We start from the raw sequence: 6,721 nt of genomic DNA, 5'->3' as shown, positions 1-6,721 counted from the left end.
GTCGGCGGGCTGCGCGGCGGCTACGAGTACAGCCGCAGCGCCAACCCGACCCGTACCGCCCTCGAGGAGAACCTCGCCGCGCTGGAGGGCGGCAGCCGCGGCCTCGCGTTCGCCTCCGGCCTCGCCGCCGAGGACACCCTGCTGCGCACGCTGCTCACCCCCGGCGACCACGTGGTCATCCCGAACGACGCCTACGGCGGCACGTTCCGCCTCTTCTCCAAGGTCGCCACCCGCTGGGGCGTGGAGTGGTCCGTGGCCGACACCAGCGACCCGGCCGCCGTACGGGCCGCGATCACCCCGCGGACCAAGGCCGTCTGGGTGGAGACCCCCTCCAACCCGCTGCTCGGCATCACCGACATCGCCGCCGTCGCCCAGGTCGCCCACGACGCGGGCGCCCGTCTCGTCGTCGACAACACCTTCGCCACGCCCTACCTCCAGCAGCCGCTGTCGCTCGGCGCGGACGTCGTCGTGCACTCGCTGACCAAGTACATGGGCGGCCACTCCGACGTGGTCGGCGGCGCCCTGATCGTCTCCGACCAGACGCTCGGTGAGGAACTGGCCTACCACCAGAACGCGATGGGCGCCGTCGCCGGGCCCTTCGACTCCTGGCTGGTGCTGCGCGGCACCAAGACCCTCGCCGTGCGCATGGACCGGCACAGCGAGAACGCCACCAAGGTCGCCGACATGCTCAGCCGGCACGCCAAGGTGACCAGCGTGCTCTACCCGGGCCTGCCCGAGCACCCCGGGCACGAGGTCGCCGCCAAGCAGATGCGCGCCTTCGGCGGCATGATCTCCTTCCGCGTCGAGGGCGGCGAGGAGGCGGCCGTCGAGGTGTGCAACCGCGCCAAGGTGTTCACCCTCGGCGAGTCGCTCGGTGGCGTCGAGTCCCTGATCGAGCACCCCGGCCGGATGACCCACGCCTCCGCGGCCGGCTCGGCCCTGGAGGTCCCCGCCGACCTCGTCCGCCTGTCCGTCGGCATCGAGAACGTCGACGACCTGGTCGAGGACCTGCGCCAGGCCCTGGGCTAGACAACGGCCAGACGTCGGCCAGACATCGCGGTGGTCGCCGAAGCGGTGATCCGGGCCGGTCACGGTCCGGATCACCAGCCGTCCACCGGTGGAGTCGTCCCCGACGGCGGCTCCACCCACGGGTGGGCGTACGCCGCCCACACCCCGAACACCACCGCCGCCACACACACCAGCACCCACAGCACCCGGCGCACCAGCCGCCCGCGCCGCAGCAGCCGCTCGCCGCGCCGTACCGCCTCCGGGTACAGCTCCGGCGGCACCGGCACCGGACGTGCGGCCATCACCCGCCGTACGGCGGCCTCGCGCTCGGCCCGGTTCACCTCGGCCTCCCCGCGCCGTACGGCCGCCCGCGCCGCGCCTCCCGTGTCCTCATGACGGCGCCACCTTCGCGTTCACCGTGCGCGGACCGGCCGCCCTGACCGGGTGCAGCACCAGGGACGTCGCCCGGTCGCAGACGGTGTGCACACGGTCCGCGGTCAGCCCGAGCAGCGCGGCCGTCTGCTCCTCGGCGACCCCCTCGTACAGCCGCAGCACCAGGACCAGCCGCTCCTGCGGGTCCAGCCGGGCGAGCGGGCCACGCGGCGTGGGCCGCTCCCGGCCGAGGAGGCGGTGCCGGTGCCAGATCGTGCGCGCGAAGCGGACCGCGAGGTACTGCCGCGCGCAGTCGTACGGGTCCTCGCCGCGCAGCCGGTGCCAGCGGGCGTAGGTGTGGCCGAGCGCCAGGGTCAGCAGGCGCCGCGCACGGGGGTTGGCGTCCGGGGCCTCGGCGGTGAGCAGCGTCGCGGCGAGCAGCAGCCGGCCGGCCGCGCCCGCGACGAACGCCTCGAACTCCTGGGCCCGGCCTGCCCCTTGGGCCACCCGCCGCTCACGCAAGACGCCTCCCCCTCAGGGGCCCTGTCCGGTACGGGACAGATGAATCGCGTACGACGCAGGACCCGGCTCTCATATGAGGCCAGCCGGGGCCCCGGGTCAAGACTCGGGATGCTTCCCCTGGGTACGGGCCGAGAGGCCGTGGTTGAAGCGGGTCAGCAGGGCGCAGAACTGCTCGCGCTCCTGCGGCGACCAGTCCTCGGTCAGCTCCGCCATCAGCAGGCGCCGCGAGGACCGCACCTCCGCCAGCCGGGCGGCACCGCGCGGCGACAGCTGGAGCACCACCGCGCGGCCGTCCTCCGGGTGCGAGGTGCGCTTGACCAGGCCGGTGTCGACCAGCGGGGCCACCTGCCGGGTGACCGTGGAGGAGTCGATGCCCATGCCCGAGGCGAGCGCCTTGACGCCCATCGGGCCCTCCTTGTCGAGGCGGTTGAGCAGCAGATAGGCGGCGCGGTCCATGGAGTTGCGCGCCTGCCCGACACCCCCGAGCCGCGTCTGTTCGGCGCGGCGGGCGAACACCGCCACCTCGTGCTGGAGGGAGTCGAGAAGACCGGGATCACCGACGGTCGTCATGTCCATCGACATTTCAGGTGTTGTGGGCATGGCCGGAGGCTCGCTTCATGAAGGGCTGCAAGGTTGGGGGACAGGGTACGCGGCGCAGCGCCGGGCCGTACCGGCGCTGCGCAAACCCGTCTTGGACCTTGGTCACCACCGTCGTACACCACCGTGAGCTGCGATGCTGGAGTCATGAACTACCGCACCGCCCACCCCTTGCGTTCCGTCACCCTGGACGACGTACGCGGAGCCCAGAAGATGCTCTCGGGCGTGGCGCGGACGACCGCGATGGAGGGCAGCCGGCACCTGTCCCAGCTGGTCGGCGCGCCGGTACAGCTGAAATGCGAGAACCTCCAGCGCACCGGCTCGTTCAAGCTGCGCGGCGCCTATGTGCGCATCGCCGGGCTGCTGCCGGAGGAACGCGCCGCCGGAGTGGTGGCCGCGAGCGCCGGCAACCACGCGCAGGGCGTCGCCCTGGCCTCCTCGCTGCTGGGCGTGCACGCCACCGTGTTCATGCCGCACGGCGCCCCGCTGCCCAAGGTCAGCGCGACCAGGGAGTACGGCGCCGAGGTGCGCCTCACCGGCCAGGTGGTGGACGAGACGCTGGCCGCCGCCCAGGACTACGCGGCCCGCACCGGCGCGGTGTTCATCCACCCCTTCGACCACCCGGACATTATCGCCGGCCAGGGCACGGTCGGCCTGGAGATCCTGGAGCAGTGCCCGGAGGTGCGCACGATCCTCGTCGGGGTCGGCGGCGGGGGACTGCTGGCCGGGATCGCGGTCGCGGTGAAGGCGATCAGGCCCGACGTACGGATCATCGGCGTCCAGGCCGAGGGCGCCGCCGCCTACCCGCCCTCGCTGGCCGTCGGGCGCCCGGTGGCGGTCGCGAACCCGGCCACGATGGCCGATGGCATCAAGGTGGGCAAGCCCGGCGTGGTGCCGTTCGGCATCGTCCGCGAGCTGGTGGACGAGATGCGCACGGTCACCGAGGACCAGCTGTCCGCCGCGCTGCTGCTGTGCCTGGAGCGGGCCAAGCTGGTCGTGGAACCGGCCGGTGCGAGTCCGGTCGCCGCGCTGCTCGCGTCCCCGGACACCTTCGAGGGCCCGGTCGTCTGCGTGCTGTCCGGCGGCAATGTCGACCCGGTGCTGCTCCAGCGGGTGCTGCGGCACGGCATGTCCGCGCAGGGCCGCTATCTGGCCGTACGACTGCGGCTCACCGACCGCCCGGGCGCCCTCGCCACCCTCCTCGGGGTGCTGTCGGGGGTGGACGCCAACGTCCTCGACGTCAGCCACGTCCGCACCGACCCCCGGCTCGGCCTCAGCGAGGTGGAGGTCGAACTCCACCTGGAGACCAAGGGCCCGGCCCACTGCGCCGAGGTCGGCCAGTGCCTGCGCGACGCGGGCTACACGGTCATCCCCTGAGGCCCCGCTCATCCCCTGAGGCCTCGCCACGAGCCGTACGACCGTGAGGTACGACGGGACCCCCGGCGTCCGCTGCGGACGCCGGGGGTCCCGGGGTTGGTCAGCTCTGGGGCTCAGCCGTTGTAGGGCTCGGCCTTGAGGATGCGGACCGAGGCCTTCTTGCCGTTGGGCAGCTCGTACTCCGCGTCCTCGCCGACCTTGTGGCCGATGACACCGGCCCCCAGCGGCGACTGCGGCGAGTACGTCTCCACGTCCGAGCTCGCGTACTCGCGGGAGGCGAGCAGGAACGTCATCGTGTCGTCCTCGTCACCGTCGAAGGCGATCGTGACGACCATGCCGGGCGCGACGGCGCCGTCGGCGGAGGCCGGGGCCTCGCCCACCTTGGCGCTCTCCAGGAGCTGGGTCAGCTGCCGCACACGCAGCTCCTGCTTGCCCTGCTCCTCCTTGGCCGCGTGGTACCCGCCGTTCTCGCGCAGGTCTCCCTCCTCGCGCGCGGCCGCGATCTTGGCGGCGATCTCCGTGCGCGCAGGACCAGTAAGGTACTCAAGCTCGACCTTGAGCTTGTTGTACGCCTCCTGGGTCAGCCAGGTGACGTTCTCGCTGGTCTGGGTCACAGGGTGCTCCTCGTCGGTACTGGGAATACAAAGCATCGCCCTACCCAGAAGAATGTTCCCTCTTGGATGGGCGAAACCACGAGCCTAACAATTCATCCGCGGAAGGGGGAGGACATAAGCCATCAGAATCACATCAACGCAGGTCGGGCCGTCCGCATTCCGGGTGAAGGAGCGGCGGGGCGGCGCGTCCGGCGCGGTGGACCACTGTCCGGACCGGGTCCCGGCCGGTGATGCTCCCGGCGGGTCAGCCGCTGTGGCAGCCCAGCAGCTCGGCCGTGGTGCCACGGGCCGTCGTACGCAGCGTGACGACCTTGTCGATGCGGGTGGCCGAGCCGGTGAAGTGGAAGTCGGCCCGGCCGACCTCCGTACCGTCCGCCGCCTGGGAACGCAGGGTGCAGTAGCCGTCGGACCCGGCGTCCTTGTGGACCTCCAGGTGGGCCTTGACCGTGGTGTCCGTGGAGTCGAAGGTGATCACCTGGGCGCTGATCTGCGTCTGCGCGATGTAGTGGTACGCGAAGTAGCCGACCAGGGCCAGCAGGGCGGCGCCGAGCACCACGGCGGCGACCTTGAGTTTGCGGTCGGCACGCTCGTCAGAGGAGCGGCCGTAGCGGCCCGTGGGCAGCCCCGTGCTCGCCGTACTCATGATCGTCCTCTCCGCGGAATTAATCGCCCCCCGATTCGGTCACTATAGAAGCCTTCGATTGCGCCCTGAGCCTTGGGGGCGCCGACCTACCGAGGATTGAGTCTTGACTGACCAGCTGCGACTGATGGCCGTTCACGCGCACCCCGACGACGAGTCGAGCAAGGGCGCGGCCACCATGGCGAAGTACGTGTCCGAGGGGGTGGACGTGCTGGTGGTGACCTGCACCGGCGGCGAACGCGGCTCCATCCTCAACCCCAAGCTCCAGGGCGACCCCTACATCGAGGCGAACATCCACGAGGTGCGCCGCAAGGAGATGGACGAGGCCCGCGAGATCCTGGGCGTCAAGCAGGAGTGGCTGGGCTTCGTGGACTCCGGGCTGCCCGAGGGCGACCCGCTGCCGCCGCTGCCCGAGGGCTGCTTCGCCCTGGAGGACGTCGACAAGGCGGCCGGCGAGCTGGTGCGCCAGATCCGCTCCTTCCGCCCGCAGGTGATCACCACCTACGACGAGAACGGCGGCTACCCCCACCCCGACCACATCATGACCCACAAGATCTCCATGGTGGCGTTCGAAGGTGCGGCGGACACCGAGAAGTACCCCGAGGACGAGTTCGGCCCGGCCCACCGGCCGCTGAAGCTCTACTACAACCAGGGCTTCAACCGCCCCCGCACCGAGGCCCTGCACCGGGCGATGCTCGACCGCGGCCTGGAGTCGCCGTACGGGGAGTGGCTCAAGCGCTGGAAGGAGATCGAGCGGGTCGAACGCACCCTGACCACGCATGTTCCCTGCGCGGACTTCTTCGAGATCCGCGACAAGGCGCTGATCGCGCACGCCACGCAGATCGATCCGGACGGCGGCTGGTTCCGCGTGCCGATGGACCTTCAGCGGGAGGTCTGGCCGACGGAGGAGTACGAGCTGGCGAAGTCGCTCGTGGACACCTCCCTCCCCGAGGACGACCTCTTCGCGGGCATCCGGGACAATGCCTGACATGAGCGCAAGCGTGAGCCTGGCAGCGACGGACCTCGTCTCCCTCGCCGATCTCGACCAGAACAAGGTCACCCCCGGTGTCCTCGGCTTCATCGTGTTCGCGGTGATGGCGGTGGCGGTGTGGGGCCTCATGAAGTCGATGAGCAAGCACATGCGGAAGGTCGACTTCAAGGAGCCCGCCGACCCCGGCACGGACAACCACCCGGCCGACACCCCGGCCCAGCGCAGCTGAACCGGAGCTGACCTGGCCTCTTGGCCCTTGGCTGACCTGGCCTTTGGCTCGGGCTGACCTGGCACTTGGCCTGGGCCGACCTGGCGCTTTGACCCCGGGCCCGGGCCCTCGGTCGTCGGGCGATGGACCCGGGTCGCTGTGTCCGTGGGCCTCGGCTCCGGGAGCCAGGTCCGTGGGGCGTTGGCCCGCCGAGTGCCTGGTCCGCGGGACTTCGGCCTCAAGCGCACGGTCCGGGAGACTTCGGCCCCCTGAGCGCCCGGTCCGGGGCGCGTCGGTGCCGTCGAGTGCCCGGTCCGCGAGGCTTCGGCCGCCGAGAGCCCGGCCTGCGGGACGTCGGCCTTCGGGGCTTCGGCAGTCGGAGCCGCCCAGGC

Annotated in this window: 9 protein-coding genes; 4 read left to right on the top strand and 5 right to left on the bottom strand. The window is 71.6% G+C overall.

Annotated features, from left to right (window positions below; translation table 11 throughout):
• Positions 1-1,029 (top strand): cystathionine gamma-synthase (locus CCN72_RS02525; protein ID WP_086806134.1); only part of this gene is annotated, 1,029 nt, incomplete at its 5' end.
• Positions 1,030-1,100: 71 nt separating this feature from the next.
• On the opposite strand, the gene CCN72_RS02520 is transcribed toward CCN72_RS02525, so the two are convergent.
• The 3 genes from CCN72_RS02520 to CCN72_RS02510 form a co-directional block, all read right to left on the bottom strand.
• Positions 1,101-1,349, bottom strand: a complete 249-nt coding sequence (locus CCN72_RS02520; protein WP_086806133.1) for a hypothetical protein — start codon at positions 1,347-1,349, stop codon at positions 1,101-1,103.
• A 49-nt stretch (positions 1,350-1,398) separates the two neighbouring features.
• A complete protein-coding gene (locus tag CCN72_RS02515; RefSeq protein ID WP_167408633.1) occupies positions 1,399-1,902 on the bottom strand; it encodes a sigma factor-like helix-turn-helix DNA-binding protein in 504 nt (167 codons plus the stop codon).
• 96 nt (positions 1,903-1,998) lie between these two features.
• The gene (locus tag CCN72_RS02510; protein ID WP_438912360.1) at positions 1,999-2,484 is read right to left on the bottom strand and encodes a MarR family winged helix-turn-helix transcriptional regulator; all 486 of its coding nucleotides are present in this window, start codon (positions 2,482-2,484) and stop codon (positions 1,999-2,001) included.
• Positions 2,485-2,646: 162 nt separating this feature from the next.
• Between CCN72_RS02510 and ilvA the strand changes: the two genes are divergently transcribed.
• Positions 2,647-3,876 (top strand): threonine ammonia-lyase, encoded by a 1,230-nt coding sequence (ilvA, locus tag CCN72_RS02505; RefSeq protein WP_086806132.1) that lies wholly within the window; start codon positions 2,647-2,649, stop codon positions 3,874-3,876.
• Positions 3,877-3,989: 113 nt separating this feature from the next.
• Here the strand turns inward: ilvA and greA are convergent, their stop codons facing one another.
• Positions 3,990-4,490, bottom strand: a complete 501-nt coding sequence (greA, locus tag CCN72_RS02500; protein WP_037662846.1) for a transcription elongation factor GreA — start codon at positions 4,488-4,490, stop codon at positions 3,990-3,992.
• A gap of 244 nt (positions 4,491-4,734) precedes the next feature.
• Positions 4,735-5,133: a DUF4307 domain-containing protein gene (locus tag CCN72_RS02495; RefSeq protein ID WP_085566294.1), complete on the bottom strand. Its 399-nt coding sequence runs from the start codon at positions 5,131-5,133 to the stop codon at positions 4,735-4,737.
• A 103-nt stretch (positions 5,134-5,236) separates the two neighbouring features.
• Here CCN72_RS02495 and mca point away from each other — a divergent pair, with 103 nt between their 5' ends.
• Both mca and CCN72_RS02485 read left to right on the top strand, forming a co-directional pair.
• Entirely contained in the window at positions 5,237-6,118 is an 882-nt protein-coding gene (mca, locus tag CCN72_RS02490) for a mycothiol conjugate amidase Mca (protein ID WP_085566295.1), read from the top strand.
• Positions 6,111-6,350 carry a hypothetical protein gene (locus CCN72_RS02485; protein ID WP_037662851.1) on the top strand — a complete coding sequence of 80 codons (240 nt, stop codon included), beginning with the start codon at positions 6,111-6,113 and terminating at the stop codon, positions 6,348-6,350. The genes mca and CCN72_RS02485 overlap by 8 nt, the downstream gene beginning before the upstream one ends.
• The last annotated feature ends 371 nt before the right edge of the window (positions 6,351-6,721 follow it).

This window comes from Streptomyces murinus, from assembly GCF_002154555.1.
Lineage (GTDB): Bacteria > Actinomycetota > Actinomycetes > Streptomycetales > Streptomycetaceae > Streptomyces > Streptomyces murinus.
This window is presented reverse-complemented; position numbering and strand designations above follow the sequence as displayed.